The organism is Trinickia sp. (assembly GCF_035492435.1).
In the GTDB taxonomy this organism is placed as follows: domain Bacteria; phylum Pseudomonadota; class Gammaproteobacteria; order Burkholderiales; family Burkholderiaceae; genus Trinickia.
Map to the genome: position 1 here is coordinate 1 of NZ_DATJJF010000076.1, position 22868 is coordinate 22868.

22 protein-coding genes are annotated in these 22868 nt (G+C 64.2%); 3 read left to right on the forward strand and 19 right to left on the reverse strand.

Going from position 1 to position 22868, the window contains the following annotated elements; translation table 11 throughout:
- Positions 1-145 precede the first annotated feature (145 nt).
- The 6 genes from flgG to VL598_RS05435 all read right to left on the reverse strand — a co-directional run bounded on the left by flgG (position 146) and on the right by VL598_RS05435 (position 4770).
- Positions 146-934, reverse strand: coding sequence for a flagellar basal-body rod protein FlgG (flgG, locus tag VL598_RS05410; protein ID WP_325325668.1), 789 nt, complete (start codon positions 932-934; stop codon positions 146-148).
- A gap of 49 nt (positions 935-983) precedes the next feature.
- Positions 984-1745 (reverse strand): flagellar basal-body rod protein FlgF, encoded by a 762-nt coding sequence (flgF, locus tag VL598_RS05415; RefSeq protein WP_325325669.1) that lies wholly within the window; start codon positions 1743-1745, stop codon positions 984-986.
- Between the two features lie 70 nt (positions 1746-1815).
- The gene (gene flgE, locus VL598_RS05420; protein ID WP_325325670.1) at positions 1816-3051 is read right to left on the reverse strand and encodes a flagellar hook protein FlgE; all 1236 of its coding nucleotides are present in this window, start codon (positions 3049-3051) and stop codon (positions 1816-1818) included.
- A 39-nt stretch (positions 3052-3090) separates the two neighbouring features.
- On the reverse strand, positions 3091-3771 hold the full coding sequence (locus VL598_RS05425) for a flagellar hook assembly protein FlgD (protein ID WP_325325671.1): 681 nt from the start codon (positions 3769-3771) through the stop codon (positions 3091-3093).
- Positions 3772-3782: 11 nt separating this feature from the next.
- Positions 3783-4205 carry a flagellar basal body rod protein FlgC gene (gene flgC / locus VL598_RS05430; protein WP_325325672.1) on the reverse strand — a complete coding sequence of 141 codons (423 nt, stop codon included), beginning with the start codon at positions 4203-4205 and terminating at the stop codon, positions 3783-3785.
- A gap of 73 nt (positions 4206-4278) precedes the next feature.
- Positions 4279-4770 carry a flagellar basal body protein gene (locus VL598_RS05435; protein WP_325325673.1) on the reverse strand — a complete coding sequence of 164 codons (492 nt, stop codon included), beginning with the start codon at positions 4768-4770 and terminating at the stop codon, positions 4279-4281.
- Between the two features lie 254 nt (positions 4771-5024).
- On the opposite strand from VL598_RS05435, the gene flgA reads away from it, so the two are divergent.
- The 3 genes from flgA (at position 5025) to VL598_RS05450 (ending at position 7454) form a co-directional block, all read left to right on the forward strand.
- On the forward strand, positions 5025-6341 hold the full coding sequence (gene flgA / locus VL598_RS05440) for a flagellar basal body P-ring formation chaperone FlgA (protein ID WP_325325674.1): 1317 nt from the start codon (positions 5025-5027) through the stop codon (positions 6339-6341).
- 214 nt (positions 6342-6555) lie between these two features.
- Positions 6556-6897, forward strand: coding sequence for a flagellar biosynthesis anti-sigma factor FlgM (flgM, locus tag VL598_RS05445; RefSeq protein WP_325325675.1), 342 nt, complete (start codon positions 6556-6558; stop codon positions 6895-6897).
- Positions 6898-7013: 116 nt separating this feature from the next.
- Entirely contained in the window at positions 7014-7454 is a 441-nt protein-coding gene (locus tag VL598_RS05450; protein ID WP_325325676.1) for a flagellar protein FlgN, read from the forward strand.
- Between the two features lie 249 nt (positions 7455-7703).
- Here the strand turns inward: VL598_RS05450 and VL598_RS05455 are convergent, their stop codons facing one another.
- The 13 genes from VL598_RS05455 to VL598_RS05515 form a co-directional block, all read right to left on the reverse strand.
- Complete coding sequence (locus tag VL598_RS05455) at positions 7704-8432, reverse strand: RNA polymerase sigma factor FliA (protein ID WP_325325677.1); 729 nt, start codon at positions 8430-8432, stop codon at positions 7704-7706.
- Positions 8433-8463: 31 nt separating this feature from the next.
- A complete protein-coding gene (locus tag VL598_RS05460) occupies positions 8464-9315 on the reverse strand; it encodes a MinD/ParA family protein (protein ID WP_325325687.1) in 852 nt (283 codons plus the stop codon).
- Positions 9308-11173: a flagellar biosynthesis protein FlhF gene (gene flhF / locus VL598_RS05465; protein WP_325325678.1), complete on the reverse strand. Its 1866-nt coding sequence runs from the start codon at positions 11171-11173 to the stop codon at positions 9308-9310. Before flhF ends, VL598_RS05460 begins: the two co-directional genes overlap by 8 nt.
- A complete protein-coding gene (gene flhA / locus VL598_RS05470) occupies positions 11170-13275 on the reverse strand; it encodes a flagellar biosynthesis protein FlhA (protein WP_325325679.1) in 2106 nt (701 codons plus the stop codon). Before flhA ends, flhF begins: the two co-directional genes overlap by 4 nt.
- Complete coding sequence (flhB, locus tag VL598_RS05475; RefSeq protein ID WP_325325680.1) at positions 13272-14501, reverse strand: flagellar biosynthesis protein FlhB; 1230 nt, start codon at positions 14499-14501, stop codon at positions 13272-13274. The genes flhA and flhB overlap by 4 nt, the downstream gene beginning before the upstream one ends.
- Positions 14502-14738: 237 nt before the next feature.
- Entirely contained in the window at positions 14739-15983 is a 1245-nt protein-coding gene (locus tag VL598_RS05480; RefSeq protein ID WP_325325681.1) for a DUF3443 domain-containing protein, read from the reverse strand.
- 28 nt (positions 15984-16011) lie between these two features.
- A complete protein-coding gene (locus tag VL598_RS05485) occupies positions 16012-16527 on the reverse strand; it encodes a DUF2844 domain-containing protein (protein WP_325325682.1) in 516 nt (171 codons plus the stop codon).
- 257 nt (positions 16528-16784) lie between these two features.
- Positions 16785-17489, reverse strand: coding sequence for a protein phosphatase CheZ (cheZ, locus tag VL598_RS05490; protein WP_325325683.1), 705 nt, complete (start codon positions 17487-17489; stop codon positions 16785-16787).
- Position 17490: 1 nt separating this feature from the next.
- On the reverse strand, positions 17491-17886 hold the full coding sequence (cheY, locus tag VL598_RS05495; RefSeq protein WP_325325684.1) for a chemotaxis response regulator CheY: 396 nt from the start codon (positions 17884-17886) through the stop codon (positions 17491-17493).
- Between the two features lie 94 nt (positions 17887-17980).
- A complete protein-coding gene (locus VL598_RS05500; RefSeq protein ID WP_325325685.1) occupies positions 17981-19066 on the reverse strand; it encodes a chemotaxis response regulator protein-glutamate methylesterase in 1086 nt (361 codons plus the stop codon).
- A 43-nt stretch (positions 19067-19109) separates the two neighbouring features.
- Positions 19110-19862, reverse strand: coding sequence for a chemoreceptor glutamine deamidase CheD (gene cheD, locus VL598_RS05505; RefSeq protein ID WP_325325686.1), 753 nt, complete (start codon positions 19860-19862; stop codon positions 19110-19112).
- Positions 19859-20824, reverse strand: coding sequence for a CheR family methyltransferase (locus VL598_RS05510; protein WP_325325688.1), 966 nt, complete (start codon positions 20822-20824; stop codon positions 19859-19861). The genes cheD and VL598_RS05510 overlap by 4 nt, the downstream gene beginning before the upstream one ends.
- 48 nt (positions 20825-20872) lie before the next feature.
- A complete protein-coding gene (locus VL598_RS05515) occupies positions 20873-22807 on the reverse strand; it encodes a methyl-accepting chemotaxis protein (protein ID WP_325325689.1) in 1935 nt (644 codons plus the stop codon).
- Positions 22808-22868 lie beyond the last annotated feature (61 nt).

Here is a 22868-nt window from a genome sequence, read left to right on the forward strand (position 1 = left end):
CCGGCGAACGCGCCCGCGAGCACGCCGGCGAGCGCGCCCGCCTGGATGAGCGAGAGCGACGCGCGCAACGTGCGCATGCGAAACGGAAAGGGGCTCGTTGGCGACATCTTCTACCCGCGACTATCAGCGACGATCCTGTCCGCCATTACACCGACATCTGGCTCAGGGTCTGCAGCATCTGGTCCGAAGTCTGGACCGCCTTGCTGTTGATTTCATACGCGCGCTGCGTCTCGATCATGTTCACGAGCTCTTGCACGACGTTCACGTTCGACGCTTCGAGATAGCCCTGCTGCAGCGTGCCCGCGCCGTTCAGGCCCGGGGTCGTCACGTTCGGTTGGCCCGATGACGGCGTTTCCTGCAGCAGGTTCTGACCGATCGACTGGAGACCGGCCGGATTGATGAAGGTCGCGAGCTGCATCGTGCCGATCACCTGCGTCTGCGTGGACCCGGCAACGGTGATGCTGACCGAGCCGTCAGTGCCGATCGTGAGCGACGTGGCGTTCTGCGGGACCGTGATCTGGGGGAGGATCGGATAGCCGGCCGACGTCACGAGCTGGCCTTGCGCGTTCTTCTGGAGCGTGCCGTCGCGCGTGTAGGATGTCGTGCCATCCGGCATCTGCACCTGGAAGAAACCTGCACCGTTGATGGCGAGGTCCTGCGAGTTGCCCGTCTGCTGCAGGTTGCCTTGCGTATAGAGGCGCTCGGTCGCGACTTGCTCGACGCCCGTGCCCACCTGGCTGCCCGAGGGAAGCTCGGTCTGCTGGGTGGAGTTGGCGCCCGGCTGGCGCAGCGTCTGGTAGATGAGATCCTGGAACACGGCGCGCGAGCCCTTGAAACCCGTCGTGCTGACGTTCGACAGGTTGTTCGAGATCACGTCCATTTGGGACTGCTGGGCATTCATGCCCGTCGCGGCGATATACAGAGAGCGGTTCAAGGTAGAGCTTCTCCTGAATGTGTCGGTCCGGTCGCGCGAGGCGCGCCGATCAGCTGGTGAACGTCAACAGTTCGTTGGCCGATTGATCGTCCTGGTCGGCTGTCGTCAGCAGCTTCGTCTGCATTTGGAACTGCCGAGCGTTCGTAATCATCGAGACCATCGCCGAAACCGGGTTCACGTTGCTGCCCTCGAGCGCACCCGCGACCACCGTGACGTTGGGGTCCGCGTTGGCGGGCTGACCGTCGGACGTGCGAAAGAGCCCATCGTCGCCGCGCTGCAGCGTGGCCGGATCGGGGTTCACAAGCTTCAACTGGTCGATCATCGCAATGGCGGTCGGCGGGTTGCCCGGGGCAAGCACCGAAACGGTCCCATCCTTGCCGATCGTGACCTGGGAATCGGGCGGCACGGCAATCGGGCCGCCGTTGCCGATCACTTGCAAATTGCTGGCCGTCACAAGCTGGCCGTTCTGGTCGACGTGCAGATTGCCGGCGCGCGTGTACGCCTCGTTGCCGTCGGCCGTCTGCACCGCGAGCCAGCCATTGCCCTGAATGGCCACGTCGAGCGGATTGCCCGTTTGCGAAATCGTCCCCGGCGTGAAGTCCGCGCCGGGTGTCGACGAGAGCACGAACGTGCGCGTCGTGTCGTTGTTGATCGTCGATCCGTCGCCGAACTCGAGCGGCGCCGAGCGAAACGCGGCCAGTTGGGCGCGAAAACCCGTCGTCGAAGCGTTCGCCAAGTTGTTGGCGACGACGTCCTGCTGCTCGAGCGCTTGGCTCGCGCCCGTCATTGCGGTGTAGATCAGTCGGTCCATGGCTCGCCTGCGTCCGTTGCATTGAAAAAGCCGCGCGAATGGCGCGCGGCCGCGCTCGAAGCGTCAGTCGTCACAGGTTCATGAGCGTCTGATCGACCGTCTGCTGCGTCTTGATCGTCTGCGCGTTCGCTTGATAGTTGCGCTGCGCGGTGATCAGATCGACGAGCTGGTTCGTCAGGTCGACGTTCGACTCTTCAACTGCGCCGCCCTGCAGCGTGCCGTGATTCGTGGTGCCGGGTGCCGAAACCTGCGGCACGCCCGAGGCCGTTGTTTCGCCGTATTCGTTACCGCCCAGGTCGGTAAGACCGTTGGGATCGTTGAAGTTGGCGAGCGCGACCTGGCCGAGCACCTGTGTCATGCCGTTCGTATAGCTGCCGGTGAGTGTGCCGTCGGCGCCAATCGAATAGTTGCTCAACTCACCGCTCGCATAGCCGTCTTGCGTGAGGTTGTTGACACCGTCCGCGGAGCCGTACTGCGTCGTGCCAGTCAGGTTCAGCGTGAGCGGTTGCGGCGTTCCGCTGCCGTCCGTGGTGTTGATGTTGAACGTCAGGTACCCGTTGCCGGCAGACGTCGCGGGCGCATTGGGCGTTGTAGTCGTCAGAGCGCCCGCTGTGCTGAAGTCGACCGTACCGACCATCGTCGCGTTACCGGTTGTGCCGGCATAGACGTTCCACGTGTTCGTGCCCGTCTTCGCGAAGTACATGTTGACTTGCTCAGTGCCGCCGAGCGAATCGTACGTCTGAACCGATGTCGAGTAGTTGTAGCTCTGCGGGTTCGTCTCCGAGAACGGCGTGATGGTGGGCATCGCGTCCATCGAGTCCAGGTTCAACTGCGCCGCGATATTTTGCGTCGCCATCGGCGCGATGTTGGTCGTCGGAATTTTGAGCGGCACGGTGGCAGCCGTGTTGATGACGCCGTTCGCATTGGCCGCATAGCCCATCAGATTCAAACCTTCGGCGTTGACGATATAGCCTTGGTTGTTCGTCTGGAACACGCCGTTGCGCGAGTACGTCAGCGCGCCGTTGTTCGACATCTGGAAGAAGCCGGAGCCGTTGATCGCCACGTCGAGTGCCTGCCCCGTGGTTTCGATCGTGCCCTGTGAGAAGTCCTGCTGAACTTCGGAAAGCTGGGTGCCGATGCCGATCTGGTCGTTGACCGAGGTAGCGACCGAGTTCGCATAGAGGTCAGCGAACTGGGCCGTGCTCCCCTTGAAGCCGACGGTGTTCGCGTTCGCGATGTTGTTGCCGATTACGTCGAGGTCGCTCGACGCCGCGGACAATCCGCTCAAGCCTTGCTCGTAGCCCACTGCTGGTCTCCGTTCAGGAATTCAAGTGTTGACGTGTGATTAAAGAATCGCAGCGATGCTCGATGTGTCGACGGCCGAGCCGTTTTGGAGCAACAAGTATGAGCTATTCGGGACCATGCCCGTGACCATCTCGCTGCTGAGCGTCGTGGGGTCGCTTTGTGTGCCGCCCGAGCTCGTCGCCACGGCCGAAACCGTGTAGGTGCCGTCTGGCAGCGTGTTGCCGGACGAATCCGTCGGCGTCCACGAGACCGGAATGATGCCGGCCGATTGCGCGCCGAGATTCATCGTGTCCACCACGGCGCCACTCGAGTTCGTAATCGTCACCGTCACATTGGAGGCAGCCGAACTCAGGGCAAGACCGAAGCCCGACGACTTTCCGCCCGAGACCGTGGCCGAATTGCCTTGGACAAGCACGTTCTGGCCGATCAATTGCGTGTTTTGCTGCTGTTGAGAGGCGGTAAGCTGCGAGGCGAGCGAGGTCAGCGAGGTATTCAGCTGGCTGATACCCGATACCGTGTTGATCTGCGCGAGCTGCGAGACCATCTGCGAGCTGTCCATCGGGCTCGTCGGATCCTGGTTCTGCATCTGTGCAACGAGCAGTTGCAGGAAGGTCGATTCAAGATCGGATGCCGAGGTCGACGAAGCGCTGCTCGACGTCGCGCTGCTCGAGGTGCCGTTGAGCGCGTTCAGCGCTTTCGTTGCAACGCCGGTAGTAGTCATGTTGTCGTTCCTCAGCTGCCGATCGTCAGCGTTTTCAACATCAGGTTCTTGGCGGTGTTCAATGTCTCGATGTTCGCCTGATACGAGCGCGAGGCCGAGATCATGTTCACCATTTCCTGCACCGGGTCGACGTTCGGCATGGTCACGTAGCCATTGGCGTCCGCCGCCGGGTTGCTCGGGTCGTAGCTGGTCTTCATCGGCGTGGGATCGTCGATGACGTTCGTGACCTGCACGCCGCCGATCTGTTGCCCCGAGGCCGTCGCCTGGCCACCGACCGGCTTGACCGCGAAGACGACTTGCTTGGCGCGGTAGGGTTGGCCGTCGGGGCCCGTGGCGCTGTCCGCGTTCGCGAGATTCGACGCGGTGACGTTGAGCCGCTCGGATTCGGCGGACATCGCCGAACCCGCGACGGTGAAGATGCTCATCAATGACATGGCGGCATGGCCTCCTTGCAACCTGTGGTACGAACCCCGTAGCGTTTTTGAGCGAATCGGTCGCGGCGCGGGCTCAATTGCCCGAAGTGATCGCCGAGAGCAACCCCTTGACCTGCTGCGACACCACCGTCACCCCTGCTTCGTAGTGCAGCGAGTTGTCGGCGAACTGCACACGCTCTGTGTCGAGATCGACGGTGTTGCCGTCGAGCGCGGGCTGCGTCGGATTGCGGTACATCAATTGACCGTAGTTTTCCGCCTGACCGCCCACCGGAGTGAGCCGCGCCGTGCCGGCCATGTGTCCGGGTTCCGTCGCGGCCATCGACATCCCCATCGCGACGCCGACAGGCTGAGCCATCGCCAACGGCGCGCTGTTCGAGGCGCCATTCGGCGCCCCCGCCGATTTCTGCAACGCGCCAGCAAGCGACGAGGCGAAATCGACGTCGCGCGCGCGGTAGCCCGGCGTATCGGCATTAGCGATATTCGACGACAACAGTTCCTGCCGATAGGCACGCACACCGAGCGCTTCGCGATTGAACGCGAACTCGGCATCGAGTTTGTCCAGCATCGAGCGTTTCTCCGTTGCCAGGCGTTGCCCGGCATGGTCAGCCGATTGACCTCTCCCCGCGCCGGTGTTCTTCTTGGGCCGGGAAGACCTTTTCACATGGGATGCATATTAGGGGCGGCCCGCAAGCGGCAATCGGACGAATAACCGGGGAAGCAGCCCTCTATTCAACGTTTGCGTGATCCGGTGGGCTCCTAGAATGCGTGGGCCATTGAGGGGTCCTGCCAAGGGGGCCCACCCGCAGGAGAACCAAACGCATGTCGCCGCTGCCGCCGCTTCCGTACTGGGCCGCTTTTCGCGCCGGGCGCTGCCTGCCGGGCATGCGGCGCGTGGGCGCGTGGGCGGCGGCCTGCTGCGCGCTCCTTGCCTGCGTGCTACCAGCGCCGGCCGTGGCCCAGGCGAATGGCGGTCAAATCTATATTCCGGGTCCCGGCGAACGCAGCGCCTCCTCGGCGTCGAACGGCACTCCCGGGACAGATGCTGGCGGCATGATCACGATCCCGGGGAACGGCGAGCACGGCGCGTCGGCCTCGAGCAATGCACCCGGCACAGCGGGCACCGGAATAATCACGATCCCCGGGCCTGGCGAGCGCGTGCCGCCTCGTACACCGGCCCCCGCTAGCGCCGCACTTCAGCTTCAGCGCGAAACGCTCCAAGCGGCACAGCAGCGCGTCACGCCCGTCGTGGTGACGCCGGAGCCCCGCCCGACGAGGCCAGCGCAGCCGGTCGTCGTCGACCGGCCGACTGGTGTCGGCAGCGCCGCCCTCAACATCGATCCGCTCGCCAACCGCGGAGAGCCGCCTCGCCTGGACGCAAAAGGTGCCCTGCAACGCGCTGCATCGGACCAGCCCACATGGGGCGCGGCGCCGGCGGCACACCCGCCCTCGCCCTCATCCGCACCGGTGCAGTCGACCGCTTTGACGGCGAGCGCACCGGATGCCGCGCCCGCCGGCCAGCAGGATGGAGAATCGATACGCCGCGCCGCGCTCGCCTTTTTGCAGCAGCAAACGGTCGGCTTGCCGGGCAAAGTTACCGCCACCGTGGCGCCTGCGTTCGCCCGTGGGCTAGCCGCCTGCACGACGCTCGCTCCGTTCATGCCGCCAGGCGCGCCCCTTTGGGGTCGCACGACGGTCGGCGTGCGCTGCGCTGGCGCGCGTCCGTGGACGCTCTACCTGCAAGCTCGCGTCTCGTTGGAAGCGCCGTACTACCTCGCGGCTCGCCAGATCGAGCCCGGCACGGTGCTCACCGTGGCCGATCTGACGACGCGTGAAGGCGACCTCGCCAATCTGCCGCGCGCGATCATCACCGATGCGTCACAGGCGGTTGGTGCGGTGGCGCTCGAACGCATCAGCGCGGGTATGCCGCTGCGGCAGGACATGCTCAAGAGCGCGACCTCGGTCACGATCGGACAGACAGTGCGCGTCGTGGCCGTCGGCCAGGGATTCACGATTTCGTCTGAAGGAAGCGTTATGAACAATGCGACGCCGGGCCAGCAGGTGCGGGTCAAGACGCCGGGCGGGCAGATCATCTCGGGCATCGTCAAGGACGGCTCGACCGTCCAGATCCCGATGTGAGGGCCTGGCCGGCACGAAGGCAAGCCGAGCGAAAAAGGCGGTCGGCAGGTCGAAAGGAGCGCGTAAGCCTCGCTTGAGACGGCCGGCGACACGCCGGAAAGCGGGAGGAGATTCGGCCATCGGCGCAACGGTTCGCCGAGGGTGACGATTGCGCTAAAGTTCGAGTGTAGTGTGCCGATATCACACTCAAAGCGAAATACTCGGGAAGCCAATCGTGAAAGTCGACTCCACCAACAGCTCCAGCTTGTCGTCGCCGAAAAGCGCCGCGCAGAGCGCGCGCCAAGGCGATACCGCCGCAGCCGCGGGCGGCCCCGCCGCGGGTGGCGCGGCCGGTAACGCGCAAAGCGCAGCCCAATCGAACGGGGATGCCAACGTGAGTTTGTCGGGATTGTCGTCGCAGATGCGCTCGCTCGCCGCAACAGGCGCCGCGGACATCGACGTCGCCCAGGTGGAGTCGATCAAACAAGCGATCAAAAACGGCACGCTTTCGATCGACACCGGCAAAATCGCAGACGGCATTTTGGAAACCGCGCGCAATCTGTTGCAGAAACCGTAACCGCCCGGCAGCTGACGCACAAGCCTATCGGTGCCTCTCGGGGACTTCTCGGCGGCCGGTCTTGTTGATCACTGAAGCTCGCATCGACTTGCGAGCTTCGCGTTTTGGCACATTCGATGAAAGACGTCCTGCTCAATACGCTAATCGAGGAACACGCGACGCTTGAAGCGTTCACCTCGCTTTTGGCTTACGAAGAAAAGGCCCTTGCGGCGGTCTCCCCCATGGAGACGCTGCCCCCCATCATCGAAAAGAAGACGGAGCTGACCGAGAAGCTCGCTTCACTCGAAAAAGAGCGCGATGCGCAACTGCGCGCCTTGGGCTTGCCGTCCGGCTGGAAAGGCATGGACCTCGCGTGCGCCGACGATGCTCGCCTTGCCAAGCAATGGAAGCTGTTGCAGGGTGTGGTTGATCGCGCGCGTCGCGCGAATCTGAGAAACGGCATGATGATCCGCGTGCGCATGAACTACAACGAAAGGGCGCTCTCGGTCCTGCGCGGGACATCATCACGCGGCGCGGCGGGCGTCTATGGCCCGGATGGCCGGATGGCCGCCGTTTGAGAGCATTCAGTCGGGGGCGCCGTCGAATCGACGGCCCGCCGCTGGCCACACGCCATTGGCCGACTGACACAGCCCGCCGTCAAGGCCATGACGAAACGACACGTCGGCGAACAGTAAGCGCCCTGGCCATCGCGCGATCGACGGCGCGAGCGCTCAAATCGAAACAAATCCGCCCATGCGCCCCATCGCCAGCAGCGAGGGACAACGCGCCCACGGGCATCACGACTCAGTCACGCCGCATCGCCACCGTCAATCGACAGTCGCCCAAGCCATCTCGCGAAGCCGTGCACGCAGGCGTGCGACGGCCTGGCTATGCAACTGGCACACGCGCGACTCGCTCACTTCCATCACGGCTCCGATCTCACGCAGGTTCATGCCGCGCTCGTAATAGAGCGCCATCAACAGCTTCTCGCGCTCCGGCAGGCGCTCGATCGCCTCCACGAGCGCCGAGCGCAGGCTGTCGTCGAGCAGCGCGGAGAGCGGGTCCGTGTGATCGACGCAGTAGCGGTCGAGAAACGGCTCGTCGTCGGCCGCGCGATCGAAGTCTTCGTAATAGACGAGCTGGCTGCCGTGCAAATCCTGCAGCATGGACTGATAGGCATCGAGCGTTAGCTCCATGTGCTCGGCGACCTCGGTTTCGCTCGCCGAGCGCCCGAGCCGCTGCTCCACCTGGTGCACGGCCGATTCGACTTCGCGCGAAGTCTTGCGCAAACTGCGCGGCAGCCAATCGTTGTTGCGCAGCTCGTCGAGCATGGCGCCACGAATGCGCTGGCTCGCGTAGGTTTCGAACTGAGCGCCCTGGTCTTCCTTGTAGCGGCTCGCCGCATCGAGCAACCCGATCATGCCCGCCTGAATCAGATCGTCGAGATCGACGCTCGCCGGCATCTTCGCGACGAGCTGCAGCCCAAGCCGCCGCACGAGCGGCGCATAGCGAGTCAACACGTCCGACTGGGACATCTTCCCTTGAGCGTTGTACATCGAGGGCTCCTTCTTCTTTGTCCTCTGCGTTTCAAGCGTGCTGAGGTGTCGACGCGGCCCTGCCCGCGCCGACGAGCGCCGATCTGCGCGGCAACGTCGCCGCGCGCATCGGCCAATACAGCATTTCGGCGGCAACACGCCGGTAATCGCGTGCAGCACTCGCCGACGGAAATGCATCGACGATGCACCGGCCAAGCTCGAGCGAACGCTCCATCAGCGGGTCAGCCGCAACGCAGCCCGCAGGAGCGATGGAGAGCATCAGATATCGGCCGGCCACCTCGGCCAGGTTCTCAAACGCCGTGTGGGCATCGGCCTGCCTGGACACGCGATTGATGAGCACGCGAAACTGCGCGATGGCATGCGCGTAGTGCAAACGTTTCATAGCGACATACGCCTCGGTAATGGCCTGCGCGGCCACGCGTGTCACAACCATGACGTCGTGTGCCTGTGCGGCGAGCAGCGAAAGCGCCCCGTTGCGCTCGAGCCGGGCATCGATGAGTACGACGTCGGCCGGGCCAGTGAGCATCACGCCGAGTTCGGCGGCGCTGTAGCCCGCGCAGTTCTCATGCGAGGCGGCCAGCACCGAAAAGCCGAGCTCGTGGCGCGGAGCAGCCTGATCGAGCCCGATCTCGCCCGCGAGCAACGCGCGCACGCTGCCCGCGCTGCCTACGCCTCCCACCATCGCCGACACGGAGTTCCTGCCGAGGCATTCGTCGATGACAAGCACATCTTTACCGAAGCTGGCCAGCGCCGCAGCGAGATTGACGACCGTCGACGTGCAACCGACACCGATCGGCCCGCCCGTGACGGCGACGACACGCGAGCCGCTCTTGACGAGCAGCCGCCGCAACCCCTCGGCTTGATCGGTGACGGCTTTATCCAAATCGAACCTCATGCAGGTCAGCGTTGGAACGGCTGGAGAGCGCCGACAGCAATGCGGGAATGTCGTCGTCGTGCGGAACGAACGGGGAGCCCTCGCGCGGAATGCAAAATGCGCTCTTGATCAAGAATCGGCTCGTGGCCACGTAAAGATTTTCCGGGACTTTCTGCCCCGTCGATACGTAATGGACCGGCAGCTTGTAGCGCATCACCGTGTCGAGCACGCCGCCGAGATTCGTCGCTTCGTCGAGCTTCGTCAGGATGCAGCCTGCGAGCTCCGTCTGCCCTTGCGCACTGCGGTAGGCCTGCACGACCTCGTTGAGCGTGTCGCCATGGCTTGTCGCGTTGAGCAACAAGAGGCGTTGCACCGGCTGTCCGGCGCCGCACAGCATCGCAATCTGATCGGAAACGGTGCGGTCGCGCTGACTCATGCCGATCGTGTCGATCAACACGATGTGCTTGTTGCGCAGTTCGGTCAGCGCGAGCTGAAGATCAGCCGTGTCCTTCACCGCATGGACGGACACGCCGAGGATCTTGCCAAAAATTCGCAACTGTTCGTGGCCGCCGATCCGGTAGCTGTCGGTCGTCAGGAGCGCCACCTTGCTCGCGCCGAAGCGCATCACGCAGCGCGCGGCAAGCTTGGCCGTCGTCGTCGTCTTGCCGACGCCAGTCGGCCCCATCAGCGCAAATACACCGCCGCGCTCCATCAGCTCGTCCTCATTCTCGAGGACAGGCAGATTGGCAGCGAGTACGGATTGAACCCAATCCATGCCGGCGTCAGCATTCTCGAGAGAGGCCGGCATGTTGTCGACCATCATCTTGACGAGCTGCGCCGAAAAGCCGGCCGCGAAAAGCTGCTTGGTGAGCGAGCTTTGCACCGGGCTGCGGCGCTGCCGCTCGCCCCACAAGAGTCCGGCGAACTGCTCTTCCATCATGCCGCGCAGCGATGAGAGTTCGCTCATCACGGTCTCGCTGACCACCTGCTCGATGCGTGCGCGCACCGCGTCGGCCACCGCTGCCGCGCCATCGGCCACATCCTTGGCCGATGCACCGAGCCCGTCGAAAGCCGGTGCGATGCGCGGTGCGGCGCGGCGTGCCGCCACCTCCGCGGCCTCTTGCGCCCAGTCGGGCACTTGGGCGGCCGCGATCTCCTCGGGCGTCAAAATCTTGCCGGCCGCCCCAAGGCCCATGGCAGCCGCCGCCGACGGCGTCAGCGCGTGCGACTTTGTCGGGCTTGCCGAGTGAGCCGCGCGCCGTTGCTGCGCCGCCACCCGTTGCGCATGGTCGATGAGCCAAGGGTGAGAATCGACGATGGTCGGCGTCGGTTGCGGCGCGCGAGGCGCTGCGGCGGAGACTCGCGCCGCCGTGGCGTTCGCGTCGCTCCCCATGGCGCGCGGCTCGCGCTGCGATTTGCCCAAGGTAGAAGCGGCCATGGCGAACGAAGCGGCGTCCGTTGCACCGGCGACGTGCGTGCCATCCGAGTTCACCGCACCGACCTCGGGGCTCGCCCCGAAGACCGCCGAAAAGACGTCCGGCATGCCGTTCGCGTAAGGGTTCGCCGCCATGACGCGCGGTGCCGGCGCGGCAGGCGTTGCCGTGGGCGCCGGCAATGTCAGCGGGGCAGCGTCGTTGTATGGGTCCAGGCCAGCGTAGGTGCCGCGCGCGACGGCGCTGCCTTCCCCTGCGCCGTCGCCGGCAGCCGGTGCAATGGCGGCGAGGTCCGTATCGGCGAGCGCCACGATCTCCACACTGCCGTCATCGTTAGTCCGGTTCGAAAGCACCACCGCATCGGCACCGAGGGCCTCCCGTACGAGGCGCAGCGCGTCACGACTCGTCGCGCCGATGAATTTGCGAATGTTCAAGCTTGACCCCCGATGAGGTTAACCACTTTGATCGTGCGCGTCTCGGGCACTTCGGCATACGAGAGCACCTTCAATTGCGGCAGGCTGCGACGCAGGAAACGCGCAAGCATCGCGCGCAGCGCGTGCTGCACCAGCAGCACCGCCGGCAGGCCGGTTTGCTGTTGGCGGCCAATGGCGCGCTGCGTCTCCATCAGCAGCGTGTTGGCGAGCCCCGGCTCGAGACCGGGATTGGTGCCGGTCGTCAGCACCTGCGACAGCACGCGCTCGAGGTTCGAATCGAGCCCCATGACCTGCATTTCGCCGTTGCCTGGGTACCACTGCTGCGTGATCGCCCGGCCGAGCGCGAGGCGCACGGCGGCGGTCAGATCGAAAGCGTCCGAGAGCTTGCCCGCCTGCTCGCAGAGCGCCTCGAGAATCGTGCGCATGTCGCGAATCGGCACGCCTTCCTCGAGCAGGTTCTGCAGCACCTTTTGCAGTGTCGAAAACGAGAAGGTCTTGGGCACGATGTCCTCGATGAGCGTCGGGGCATCTTTGCCGATGCGCGCGATGAGCGCCTGCACTTCCTGCCGGCCCAGCAGCTCGGCGGCATGCTGGACGACGAGGTGATTGAGGTGCGTCGCGACCACGGTGCTGGCGTCGACGACGGTGTAGCCGTAGACCTGGGCCTGCTCGCGCAGGTTGGTATCGATCCAGACGGCCGGCAACCCGAAGGCCGGATCTTTCGTCGGCGTCCCTGGCAGCGCGGCCGAGACCTGGCCTGGGTTGATCGCCAGCCACTGGCCCGGATAAGCCTCGCCAACGCCCACCTCGACACCTTTCAAGGCGATCCGGTAAGCGTTCGGACGCAGCTCGAGGTTGTCGCGAATATGGATGACGGGCGGCAAGAAGCCGATTTCCTGAGCGAACTTCTTGCGAATGCTCTTGATGCGCTTGAGCAACTCGCCGTCGGCGTTCTTGTCGACGAGCGGAATGAGCCGATAGCCGACCTCGAGACCGAGCGTGTCGATGAGCGTCACATCGTCCCAGCTTGCCTCGTTGTTCTCTACCGGCGTAGCGACGGGCGCCGCCGAATCGACGAGCGCGGCGCTCGAGTTGGCTGTCTTGGCACGATTTTTCATCACACGTGCGCCCTGGATCGCGCCACCGCCGAGCAACAGGAAGGCGAAGTGCGGCATGCCGGGGATCAGCCCCAGGAGAACGATGATCGCACCCGTGATCATCAGCGCGCGCGGGTTCGCGAAAAGCTGGCCGGTCAGCTGCGTGCCGATGTCCTCGTCGGTGGCCACGCGCGACACGATGACGCCGGCCGCTGTCGAGATGATGAGCGACGGAATCTGAGCCACGAGGCCATCGCCAATCGTCAAAAGCGTGTACGTCTTGCCTGCCGATGCGAAATCCATCCCGTGCTGGGCAACGCCGACGATGAGCCCGCCCACCACGTTGACGAACATGATGATGAGGCCCGCGATCGCGTCGCCGCGTACGAACTTCGAAGCGCCGTCCATCGCACCGTAGAACTCGGCTTCCTGCGAGACGGCGAGCCGGCGTTTCCTTGCGCCCTCTTCGTTGATGAGGCCCGCGTTGAGGTCGGCGTCGATGGCCATCTGCTTGCCCGGCATCGCATCGAGCGTGAAGCGAGCGGCCACTTCGGCGATACGTCCCGCGCCCTTCGTGATCACCATGAAGTTGATGACCATGAGGATCGCGAACACGACGATGCCCACAGCGAAATTGCCGCCAACCAGGAAGTGGCCGAACGATTCGATGACGCGCCCCGCTGCGGCCGGCCCCGTGTGACCTTCGAGCAGCACGATACGGGTGGAAGCGACGTTCAGCGACAAGCGCAAGAGCGTCGAGAACAGCAGCACGCTCGGGAACGCGGCGAAATCCAGCGGCTTCGTCGTATACATACTGACGAGCAGCACCATCACCGATAAAGCAATGTTGAACGTGAACAGCAGATCCAGCAAAAACGGCGGCAACGGCAGGATCATCATGCCGAGGATCATGCAGATGAGGACCGGCCCCGCGAGCTTGCGCAGATTGGCATCGACCAGCATCTGCGGCCCTTTGCCGAAAAGGCTTTGCACGCGCGCGTTCATGCCGATGCTCCGTTACCCGAGTCGCCGCGCGCAGCGCCTGCCTCGCGCTGCGTCAGCGCCTCTTCCTCTTCTTCTCGCACGTCATCATCCGAAATCGGCCCTTTGTCCATATCGGCCGGCACATCGAGCTCACTTGGCGCGGCGGGCACATCGCCGCCTTCGCGCCGGAACCGTTGCAGCTGAAACACCCACGCGAGCACTTCCGCCACGGCGTTATAGAGCGTGGCCGGAATCTCCCGATTGAGCTCGACGTTGTGGTAAAGGGCGCGCGCGAGCGGCGGCGCCTCGAGCAGCGGAACATTGTGTTCGTCCGCCAAGGCGCGAATGCGCGCGGCGACGAGGTTCACGCCCTTGGCGACGACCTTCGGCGCGCGCATCTCGCCATCCGAATACTGGAGCGCCACGGCATAGTGAGTCGGGTTCGTCACGACGACGTCGGCTTTCGGCACGGCAGCCATCATGCGGCGACGCGCCATGGCGCGCTGCTGCTGGCGAATGCGGCCTTTGACGTGGGGGTCGCCCTCATTCTCGCGATGCTCGCGCTTGACCTCCTCTTTCGTCATGCGCAGCTTCTTGTGGAAGTTCCAGAGCTGATAGGGCACGTCGATGGCCGCAATGACGAACATGCCGGCGACGGTCGTCGCACAGCAAACGGCCATGATCGAGAGCCCGTGCACAAGCGCACGCGACACCGGCTCGTCCGGCAGCGCAAGAATTTCCGTTTGATGGTGCCAGACGGCCAGACCGCCGATACCCCCAACGACGAGTGTCTTGACGAGCGATAGACCCAGCTGTATCGGGCCGTTCGACGAGAACATGCGGCCGATGCCGCTCACAGGACTGACCCGCGCGACGTCGAAGCGCAACGCATTGGGCGAAAAGAGCCAGCCGCCAAGGGCCATGGGCGCGAAGAGCGCGGCTCCGACCGTGAGTGCCAAGAGGGGTGCGACGGCGAGGAGCCCTTCATGGCCGGCTGCGCCCGCGGTGATCAGCATTCGGCTACTGTCGGCGACATACGCATGGTTGAACGTCAACGTCCCGCGCAGCATGGCCTGCAAATGCTGGGCAATCTGCCCCGAAAGCCCCCACGCCCCGAGGAAGCCGGCAGAGAGCAGGGCAAACGATGTGAACTCCCGCGAGCGCGCGACCTGGCCCTCCTCGCGCGCCTTTTCCAGACGCCGGGGAGTGGCTGACTCGGTCTTCTCGAGATCGCTGTCCTCTGCCACAAAGCTTCTCCGCTCGGGGTCGCGGCTCAATGCCGCTTTTCACTGACAGCGATTATTCCCGCTGGCGTCAATTGACGATTGGCGGATAAAGACAGGGAAACGGCTGTAATTCGGGGGATCAGGCAAGCGTAAGCCGCAGTGGCCGCAACGATAAAGCGGTCGCCCAGATGCAAAAAGGGTGGCCAGCTGGCCACCCAAAATAGAAAGCTTTTTGAAATATTCTATCGGCCGAAAGCCCTAGAACGCGACGTAAGGCGTTTGCGTGCCGCCCAGTGGCTGCCGGTCATAGCCGAAGTAGACTGTGCGACCGTAAAAGAACGGCATGCCGAAGTCGACGAAATTCGGCAATCCAAAAGGGCCCGCCAAGTTGCTGAATGCGAAGTTGGCCGTAGCGGCTCCGCTAAAAAGACTATTCGCATTGGCGATGGTCATCGTGACCGTCGTCGAAGCCACCGGGGCAGACGCGCTCGAGACGGTCGCTACGCGGCTTGTCGTCGTTTGCGGGCAAAAAAAGCCGTTGGCTGGCGACGGACAGATCACCAGCGATGAATCATTGAAGAAGTACCCGTTGGAGCCGGAATCGAAGAAAGCTAATCCCGAATTCACGGTGCCGCTGAAGTTGGTGCTGCTGATATCGCCGTGCGCGTTTGTCCCGAACGTCTGCGCCCCCTGCACCGCGTTGTTCGACTGCGTGCCGATTCCGAACGTCAAGGTGCCCGACACAGACACTGCCCCACCCTGACCGACGCCCGGCATGGCCAGAATCACGCCGTTGTTGTCGACCGCGAATTTCGCCACCGGATTGGTCACTTGGCTTGCGAGTGGCTGCGCGGTTTGCGTGCAAGCGCTGCCCGAGCACGCGTAGTAGCTGCTATCGGCCGCGGACATCGCGCACAAAGAGCCGCAGTCGTAAGGCGTCACGCCGACGCCCAGGATGCCGTTCACGCCAAGTGCGCTCACCGAATTCTCTGCGCCACCAGGCGCGTTTTGGGTACAACTGGCAGGCGGGGGCAGAGACATATCCCCGAGGATATTGATGGGCACGCTGCTCGCTGACTCACCGCCGATCCGGACATCGGCGGTACGTATGGTGCCCCAGGTAAAGCCGTCGGCGAAGATGGCGCATTCCGCGATTTGATGCCCGCTGCCGTCCGTCTGGACAGGAAGCGTGCTGAGCACCTGCGAGGCCGCCGTGCCAACAAGCCGCAAGCCGAACGACATCGTATCCACTTGGATATTGTCGATCGTCTGGCAAGTGGCGGTGCCCGGCGCGCAAACGGTCACACTGACCGTCGGCAGGTTGGGCACACCCTGCAGCCCCGACGCGACCGCGACCACCACCTGATTAGCCGGCATATTCGGAACCTGGGCGCTGGACACATTGTTGTCTCCACCGCCGCCACCGCAACCGGGCACCCACGCCGTGCCCAGGGCGAGGCCAAATGCGCCCAACGCGCGCAGGAGTGCATTTTTTGATCGCACGTTCGTTCTCCCGTCGTGTCAAGCACCCTCATTGAATGTCACTGCCTGTCACATTCGACGGTAGTGCCTGGGGCAAATACGCCTGGCCTGCGAAGGAACCCATGTGGCCGCCCGAGTGCACGACGAGCCCCGGCTGCTCGACGCTCGCGGGGCCACGGCCACCGCCGCGTTGCGCACGCTGCGCGTCGACTGCGCTTGTGGCCTGGGGAAAGTAACTGCCTAGCAAGGTGGCGAGATCGGGCATGCGTGGCCCTGTCCACGCAATGCCGAAGACCGTCCCGTCCGGCCCGATGTATTCACGCACGACGGTGCCGGAAGAAAGCGTCGTTTGCCTGACGGTAAAGTTGGCATTCACCGCAGCGCTCGAAGGTGCGCCGCCCGCCGAAGCAGCACGCGCAACCGGTGTGACCGTGCTGACCGTCGCGCCGGACGGTGTGGGCATGGGATTGCCGCCAAGCGCAGCGTGCGCCGGGGCCGCCGCACTGAGCCATGCGCCGGCCATGAGCGCCGCAGGCCATACCGCGCGTAGAAAACGGATGAACATGAGGAGGCTCCTCCAATCGAAGGATGGCACTATGCTCGCGGCCGCTGAGCGCATCGACGATGCTCGTAAACTAGCTTACAAACACAGCCTGCGCTACTGACATATTGATTGCCATCGCGCACGCTATTTGCGGTGCAAACCAATTGCTGCGTCGCAGCAATACCTCATCCAAAAAAGGGCGGCGCCGCATAAGCGGCCCGCCCTGCTTGCTACGATATGACCGGCGTCAGAAAAATGCGCCCTGCCAAAAGTCGAAATCAGAAGCCAAGACTTGCGAGCAAATCATCGACTTGCTGCTGATCCTGCATGACGTCGGCCTTGCCTTCCGGATTGATCTGTGGCCCGTTCAACAGTGAGTCGTTGTTGACCGCGGCGCTCGGCTCGGCCGCGAATGCTGCAGCGTTCGCCGCGAACTGCTCGCGTCGCTCGGGCGCAATGTTCTCGATCAGCACGCCAAGGAGCTGCTGCTCGATCGAGTAGACGACATCCATGATCTTCTTGATGACCTGTCCCGTCAGGTCCTGAAAATCCTGGGCCATCATGATTTCGAGCAACTGCGCATTGGTTGCGACCGTTGCCTCCGACACTCCCTCAAGAAATCCACGCGTATCGGTCAGCAATGCACGGGCCTGCTCGCGCTCGATGGGCGCGTCGTACCACTGCGACCAGCGACTCTCGAGCGCTTTCGCATCGTCTTGCAACCGCTCCTGCATCGGCTTGGCAACTTCGATGGCGGCGAGCACACGATGGGCTGCCTTCTCGGTCATTGCCGCCACGTAGTCGAGACGCTCGCGTGCGTCGGTTACCGATTGCGCCGCGTGCTCGACCTGCTTGTCGAGCCCGAGTTCGAGGATTGAATCGCGCAGCGTGCGAGTCAGTTGGCCGATACGCGCGAGGATTCGATCGGTCACCAAGTCGGCGCCATCGAATCCCTCGGCCTGAAGGTTGGTCGGCTGGTCCACGTCAGCTCCCGGTTTTGCCCAGCTTTTCGAGAATCTTCGAGAGTTTCTCGTCGAGCGTGGCGGCGGTAAACGGTTTCACCACATAGCCACTCGCACCGGCCTGCGCCGCTGCGATGATGTTTTCTTTCTTCGACTCTGCCGTCACCATCAGCACCGGCAGGTGTGACAGCGACGCATCTGCGCGAATCTCCTTGAGCATCGCCAGCCCATCGAGATTGGGCATGTTCCAGTCGGAGATCACGAAGTCGTAGCCGCCGCCGCGCAGACGCGAAAGGCCCGCCGCGCCGTCTTCGGCTTCATCGACGTTCGAGTAGCCGAGTTCCTTCAACAGGTTGCGGACGATCCGGCGCATTGTCGGAAAGTCGTCCACCACCAGGATTTTCATGCTTTTGTCCATCACGTTCCCTCAGTTCCCAAATTCGACGCCGCAAGCCGCCGCGGCTGCCTGATCCAACAGATTCGATTTATCCAGCCGATGCCGGACGCTTCCACTAGACGCGCTGCACACGATCGCCCATTGTCGCGAGACGCGCCATAACGCGTCGGGCCATTTCCGACAACGGCGCGACTTCATCGGCCCCACCGAGCGCGATGGCCTCGCGTGGCATGCCGAAGACGATACAGCTCGCTTCATCTTGCGCGAGAGTGTATGCGCCCGCATTTCGCATGTCTAACAATCCGGCTGCGCCGTCGCGTCCCATGCCGGTCAGGATGACGCCCACCGCATTCTTGCCCGCGTGCTGGGCGGCCGAGCGGAACAGCACATCGACCGACGGGCGATGCCGGTTGACGGGCGGATCGTCCGAGAGATGCGCCACGTAGTTCGCCCCGCTGCGCGCAAGCAGCAGATGCGCATGTCCCGGCGCGATATAGGCATGGCCCGGCAACACGCGTTCGCCATGCTCGGCTTCCTTCACCGTGATCCGGCACAAGCCGTTGAGCCGCTGCGCAAACGACTTCGTGAAGCCCGGCGGCATGTGCTGCGCGATCATGACGGCGGGCGCGTCGGGCGGCAGTGGCACCAGCAGTTCGCGGATGGCCTCGGTGCCGCCCGTCGAGGCGCCGACGATGATCAGCTTCTCGGTACTGACGAGCGGATTGTTGAAGAGCGGCCCATGGCTCGCCGGTGCAGTACCCTGCGCACGGGCCACGGTGCTTTGACGCACGCGTGCGCGCGACGCCGCGCGGATCTTGTCAGCGAGCTTTTCGGCGTACTCGAGCATGCCGTCACGAATGCCGACCTTCGGCTTGGTGACGAAATCGACGGCACCGAGCTCGAGTGCGCGCAGCGTGATCTCAGAGCCGCGCTCCGTCAGCGACGACACCATGACGACCGGCATCGGCCGCAGCCGCATCAGCTTTTCGAGGAAATCGAGCCCATCCATGCGAGGCATTTCCACATCGAGCGTCAGTACATCCGGATTGTGCTGCTTGATGAGCTCGCGCGCGACGAGCGGATCCGGCGCCGTTGCACAGACCGACATGTCGGGCTGGCTGTTGATGATCTCGGTCATCAGACTGCGGATCAGCGCCGAATCGTCGACACACAATACTTTGATTTTCTGCACAGCGATCATGCCTCCTGCCGCGGCGAACGAATATGTGCGCGGGGGTTATTCATTAGGCCTCCTTCACGGTCTTGGCGCTGTCGTTCATGCTGATGCCGGCACCGAAAACCTCCGTGCGCGGGGCAGGCCGCGCACCGAAAAGCTCGATGCGAGGCTTGGCTGCGCCCGCCGCGGCGGGCGATGTGAACAGCTCGGCGTGTTCCTTCGTTCGCGCGCGCGCATGACGCGCCGCGCGCGCTTCCGCGACCTGCCTGGCCAGCGCCTGCTCGCGCTCGGCGACATTCGGCTCTTGCTGCAGGCGCAATTTCTTGACCATCGCCTGGCCCGTGGCCGGCATGAACGCGACCTTGCGCGGATGCTGACCCTGCAGGTCCTCGGCGACGATCCGGATGTTCTCGAGCGCCAGATAGCGGCGCACGAACTCGGCGTTGCGGTCCCCGATGTTGATCGTCGTCATCCCGGCCAGCACCGCCGCGCCGCCGAACACCTTGGCCTCGAAGCGCTCGCGCCGTCCGCCCATCTTGATCAGTTCGTTGATGAGAACTTCCATCGCGAACGCGCCGTAGCGCATGGAGTCGGACGCCGCGGCGGCCGGATTGTCGCCATCGTCGGGCAACATGAAGTGGTTCATGCCGCCGATGCCGAGCGTGCGGTCGTGAATGCAGGCCGCCACGCACGAGCCGAGCACGGTGACGAGCACCATGTCTTCGCCGGTCGTATAGAACTCGTTCGGCAGCAGCTTCACACCGCGCCGCTCGAAGTGGTTGTCGAAATACAGATTGGTTGCGATGGGCAGTCCGCTCATGCTTCAGCCTCCTCGCCTGTGCGCGCGGTAGTGCGAGCAGGCGCGCGGGGACGCGTGCCGGGCGCCACATCGCGCGTGAGCTCATAGACCGTCTGGCCGCGCAGCCGGAACGACTGCGTCACGTAGGTGAAGTTCTCCGAGTGCCCCGCGAACAGCAATCCGCCCGGCTTGGTGAGCGGATCGAAACGCGAAAGCACCTGCGATTGCGTCGGCTTGTCGAAATAGATCATCACGTTGCGGCAAAAGATCGCGTCGAATTGCGTACGCAAGCCGTAGTCCGCATCCGTGAGATTGAGCTGCTGAAAGCGGATCATCGCGCGCAGCTCCGGGCGTACCTTGACGAGCCCCGCGTGCGGCCCGGTACCCTTCAGAAAAAAGCGCTTCAGGCGCTCCTGCGAGAGCGCCTTGACCTGCTCGAGCGAATAGATGCCGGCCTCGCCTTTTGCGAGGACTTGCGTATCGAGATCGGTGGCGAGAATCGTCGCCTGGCGCGCGGCCGAATCGCCGAGCGCCTCGACGAGCGTCATGGCGATCGAGTACGGCTCCTCGCCCGTCGAGGCTGCAGAACACCAGATCGACACCGGTTGCTGGCGGCGCTTCACGAACTCGGCCAGGATCGGGAAGTGATGCGATTCACGAAAAAATGCCGTCAGGTTCGTCGTCAGCGCGTTCGTGAACGCCTCCCACTCGGCCGGATCGTTTTCCGACTCGAGCAACTCGAGATATTGACGAAACGTCTCGAGGTTGCGGGCTCGCAAGCGCCGCGCGAGCCGGCTGTACGCCATGTCGCGCTTGTGATCGGACAACGAAATGCCCGCGCGCCGGTGGATCAGCTCGCGAATGCGTGCGAAATCCGCCGACGTGAATTCGAAATCGCGATCGGCGAACGCGGTACGCTCGGCCGGACCTGTGCCGGCTGGCTCGGCCCGCTCGGGCCGTTGGGGTGCGCGCGCTGTCATGATGTTGCTCGGTTACCTGCACTACCCGTCGCGCGTTGCCGCGCGGCGGTGTTAGAACGTTTCCCAGTCGTCGTCCGACTTGCCCGACGCAGCCGTCACGGCCGGCGCCGGCTTGGGCGCAGGCGCAGGCTTGATGGCCGGCGCCGCGCTTGCCTTTTGTGCAACGCTTGCCTTCTGTGCAACGCTTGCCTTCGACGCCGTGGCAACGGCCGGTGCGGCGGCGCGCTTCTCGCCCGTCGCGGCGATCCGGCTCGGCGCGGCAGCTTCATGTGCCACCGGCGCGGCAGCGCGAACGGCCTTCGGAGCCGACGCTGCGGGGGCCTTGGCGACCGGCTTCGCGCTCGATCGATCCATCGAGCGGGCCGCCGGCGCGCTGACCGGTTTGCTCGCCGCAACGGCGGCAGGCTTCGCCGCGGCAGCCGACACATGAGAGCCCTGAACCTGCCAACGTCCAACCACCGTCTTCAGTTGCCGCGTCTGCTCTTCGAGCGATGCGGCCGCGGCCGCAGCCTCCTCGACGAGCGCCGCGTTTTGCTGCGTCACGTCGTCCATTTGAGCCAGCGCGCGATTGACGCCTTCGATACCGGTCGATTGCTCTTCCGACGCGGCACTGATTTCACCCATGATGTCGGTCACGCGCCGCACGGCCTGCACGATCTCGTCCATCGTCGTGCCGGCACGTCCCACGAGCGCGGAGCCGCTAGCCACCTTGTCGGCCGAATCGCCGATCAACGCCTTGATTTCCTTCGCTGCCGCCGCGCTGCGCTGCGCGAGGCTGCGCACTTCGCCCGCCACCACGGCGAAGCCGCGTCCCTGCTCGCCGGCACGGGCCGCTTCCACGGCCGCGTTCAGCGCGAGGATGTTGGTCTGGAATGCGATGCCTTCGATGACGCCGATGATGTCGACGACCTTGTTCGAGCTCGTCGCGATATCCTGCATCGTCGTCACGACCTCGCTCACGACTTCGCCGCCGCGCATCGCGATATCCGACGCATTGACCGCGAGCTGGCTCGCCTGGCGCGCGTTCTCGGTGTTCTGGCGCACGGTGCCCGTCAACTGCTCCATGCTGGACGCCGTCTGCTGCAGCGACGACGCCTGCTCTTCGGTGCGCTGCGACAGATCGGTGTTGCCCATCGCAATTTCGCGCGCTCCGACATCGATCGATTCCGTGCCGCCGTGAATCGCCTTGACCATCGTCACCATGCTGCCCTGCATCTGCCGCACGCCATCGAAGAGCCGGCCGATTTCGTTTTTCCCTTTCGCTTCGATCGTGCGCGTGAGGTCGCCGTCGGCAATGCGGCCGAAGTGCGAAATCGCATCGTCGAGCGGCTGAACGATCAGACCACGCAGCACGAAGCGGATCGCCACCATCAGCACGACGGAGAGCACGAGCGCCCCGACGATCAGCACGTTCATCATCGAAATATTCGACGCCGACTGCACGCGCTGCTCTTCGGCGCGATCCCGCAATGCCTTCAGCATGTGATCGGCCGCATCGCCGAACGCGACGAACATCGGACTGATCTTCGTATCGGCGAGCGCGTGGTAGCCGGCCATGTCGCCCGCACGAACGGCCGCGAATTCGGGCTCGACGCCGTCATGCAACAGCGTCGCGTAGCGCGCGGTGATCTCGGTGACGAGGGCGGCATCGACGCCTTGCTTCGGCTCGCTCTGGAAGGCCTGCCAGGCTTCGTTCGCCTTGTTGAGCAGCACTTGCGAACGATCGAGTACCTTCTTCGCCTCGTCGAGATTGTTCGACTCGGTCAGCGCGCGATAGCGGTCGAGCGAAATGCGCGTGCGCAGCAGGTACGAGCCCGCGTCGTCGAGCGCGTGAATCGCCGGCAAATCGTCGCCCGCGAGCGTATCCACGACCCGGCCGGCGCTCGATAGCGCCGTGAGCCCCAGGGCGCCGACCGCGAGCGTCAGCGCGACGAACACGGCCCCCATGGCGGTGAGCGTGGTGCGAATCGACCACCTGCTCAGCATCTTGATGCTCCCTGTTCGATCTTTCTTTCGTCCCGGCACATACTGCCGTTCACGCGCCGAG